Genomic DNA, 1,832 nt, shown 5'->3' on the forward strand with positions numbered 1-1,832 from the left:
CGGCCGAACGCAGCCAAGACAGCACAAGCAAACCCAGCATCAACCCGGCATAGGCCATTTGTGGACCGGATGCCGGGCGCGTCAAAACCATTTGCGCCAGCGTGACTTTTTCGCCTTCGCTTTGTCGGTGGCTTTTGGCGTAGAGGCCTAATGCGAGGAACGGTCCGACGATCAGAAAGCCGGAAACGGCGGGCAATGCGAGATAGAGGAGGCCTGTCGCCGATAATCCCCAAAGTACTGCATAAGACAGAAGGACCACAAAAATGCCGTAGACCAGGCTCAGCGCCGGAGCGGTGCTCAGATCACGCCAGCCCGCGTGTAGCCAGTCGAATGCTACCCGAGCGGGCAGGTTTCGAGCCAGTGGCGAGTCTGCTCGCTGCGGCGGTCGGATCGTGGGAAGTGGCTCAAGCATGACGGTCTCCGTTAGCAGACCTGTTTTGCGGGCATCGCTGCGTCTGCCACGGCAACACAAGCGGGCTGTGAGCGAAAGGCGGCGGCAATGAACTGTGCATTGATCACGATGAAAAGACTTGCTGCAGCGACCGCGCCAAAGATGGCCAGCCGTTTTTGCGTGATCGTGATCATTGTGAAACCTCCTCTGACAGCCGGTTCACATAAAGCGCAAGCAGGTTGATTTCGGCGTCGCTGAGACGGTCTGACCAATGCGGCATGACGCCCTGTCGCCCGTAACGAAGCGTCTGGCTCACCGACGCCGCATCTTGACCATATATGACTGCTGTGTCGGTCAGGGCAGGGGCTCCATTCATCAACCCGCCGGTGCCGCCGTCACCATGACAAGCAACGCAGTTCTCCTCAAACAGTGGCGCAGCTGGCCCATCTGGATCGGCCGTGCCGTCGCGAAGTGCGACAACGTATTCAGCAAGCTGCCGCCGGTCCTGTCGCTCCATCCAGTCGAAAGCTGGCATCTGTGCCCATCGGGTGTCAGGGTGCGTTGTATTGATACCCGCCTGAAGCGTTTCGGCAATCGTCTCAGGATCGCCGCCCCAGAGCCAGTGACTGTCGGTCAGCACTGGAAATCCCGGTCCGCCTCCGCCTTGCGCGCCATGACAGGCCGAACAATTATCCAGATATAGCCGGTCGGCAGCGGGCATTGCCGCTGCCATCAGGCCCGCATCTTCCTCCAGTGCTTCAAACTCTGGTGCTCCGTCGAATTGTGCGATCCAGTCCTGCCGCCGTGCATCCAACTCTGCAAAGCCTGCCACGGCCATCTCACCCTGATCCAACCCCAGTAGCCCGCGGGTGTAATCGCGCCCATAGGGCCAAGCAGGTAGAAGGACCCAAGTGACGGCGGAGTAGAGAAAAGTCAGCACCAGCGCCCAGATTACGATTTTTGGAAACGGCGTATTCAACTCCGTGATGCCACCCCAGTCGTGTCCCGTGGTTTCATGGCCGGTGACCGGGTCGACCTCGCGTTGGCCGGTATGGGGGTCGGCGCCGGGAAGATCTTTTGGGTCGGTTTTGGGCTGATCGGTCATGCACCGCCCTCCCGATCATCGGGACGTAGGATCGACTGCGCGGCATAGTCATGCGCTGCCCGCCGTTTGGGATTATAGGCGATGATAACGACAATGATAAAGAACCCCATCATCCAGAAGAGCCCAATCGTCTTCGCCAAATAGACCAGAACATCATAGCTCATTGCGTGACCTCCTCGGGGATCGCGTGGGCCGCATCGGTCAGTGTGCCGAGTGATTGTAGATAAGCTACCACCGCGTCCAGCTCGGTTAACTTCGATGGATCGCCGTCGAAGGCGCGGACCGCTACATCCTCGCCATAGCGGTCGAGCACGCCGTCAACGCCGGCGCTATCAG

Annotated in this window: 4 protein-coding genes; all 4 read right to left on the reverse strand. The window is 59.6% G+C overall.

Translation table 11 applies throughout. From position 1 onward, the window contains the following. On the reverse strand, positions 1-412 hold a 412-nt coding region (locus V8352_RS21635), incomplete at its 3' end, for a DUF2189 domain-containing protein (protein WP_336426324.1). An 11-nt stretch (positions 413-423) separates the two neighbouring features. Further along, entirely contained in the window at positions 424-585 is a 162-nt protein-coding gene (locus tag V8352_RS21640; RefSeq protein WP_336426325.1) for a hypothetical protein, read from the reverse strand. Continuing rightward, positions 582-1,496, reverse strand: coding sequence for a cytochrome-c oxidase, cbb3-type subunit III (gene ccoP / locus V8352_RS21645; RefSeq protein ID WP_336426326.1), 915 nt, complete (start codon positions 1,494-1,496; stop codon positions 582-584). Before ccoP ends, V8352_RS21640 begins: the two co-directional genes overlap by 4 nt. Then, complete coding sequence (locus V8352_RS21650) at positions 1,493-1,660, reverse strand: cbb3-type cytochrome oxidase subunit 3 (RefSeq protein WP_336426327.1); 168 nt, start codon at positions 1,658-1,660, stop codon at positions 1,493-1,495. Before V8352_RS21650 ends, ccoP begins: the two co-directional genes overlap by 4 nt. Positions 1,661-1,832 lie beyond the last annotated feature (172 nt).

Origin of the sequence: Roseovarius sp. D0-M9 (assembly GCF_037083805.1) — a bacterium.
GTDB lineage: Bacteria > Pseudomonadota > Alphaproteobacteria > Rhodobacterales > Rhodobacteraceae > Roseovarius.

What these genes read in the sequence shown, in the direction of transcription:
- ccoP (WP_336426326.1), bottom strand. Translation starts at nt 1,496, where the DNA reads ATGACCGATCAGCCCAAAACCGACCCAAAAGATCTTCCCGGCGCCGAC.
- V8352_RS21640 (WP_336426325.1), bottom strand. Translation starts at nt 585, where the DNA reads ATGATCACGATCACGCAAAAACGGCTGGCCATCTTTGGCGCGGTCGCT.
- V8352_RS21650 (WP_336426327.1), bottom strand. Translation starts at nt 1,660, where the DNA reads ATGAGCTATGATGTTCTGGTCTATTTGGCGAAGACGATTGGGCTCTTC.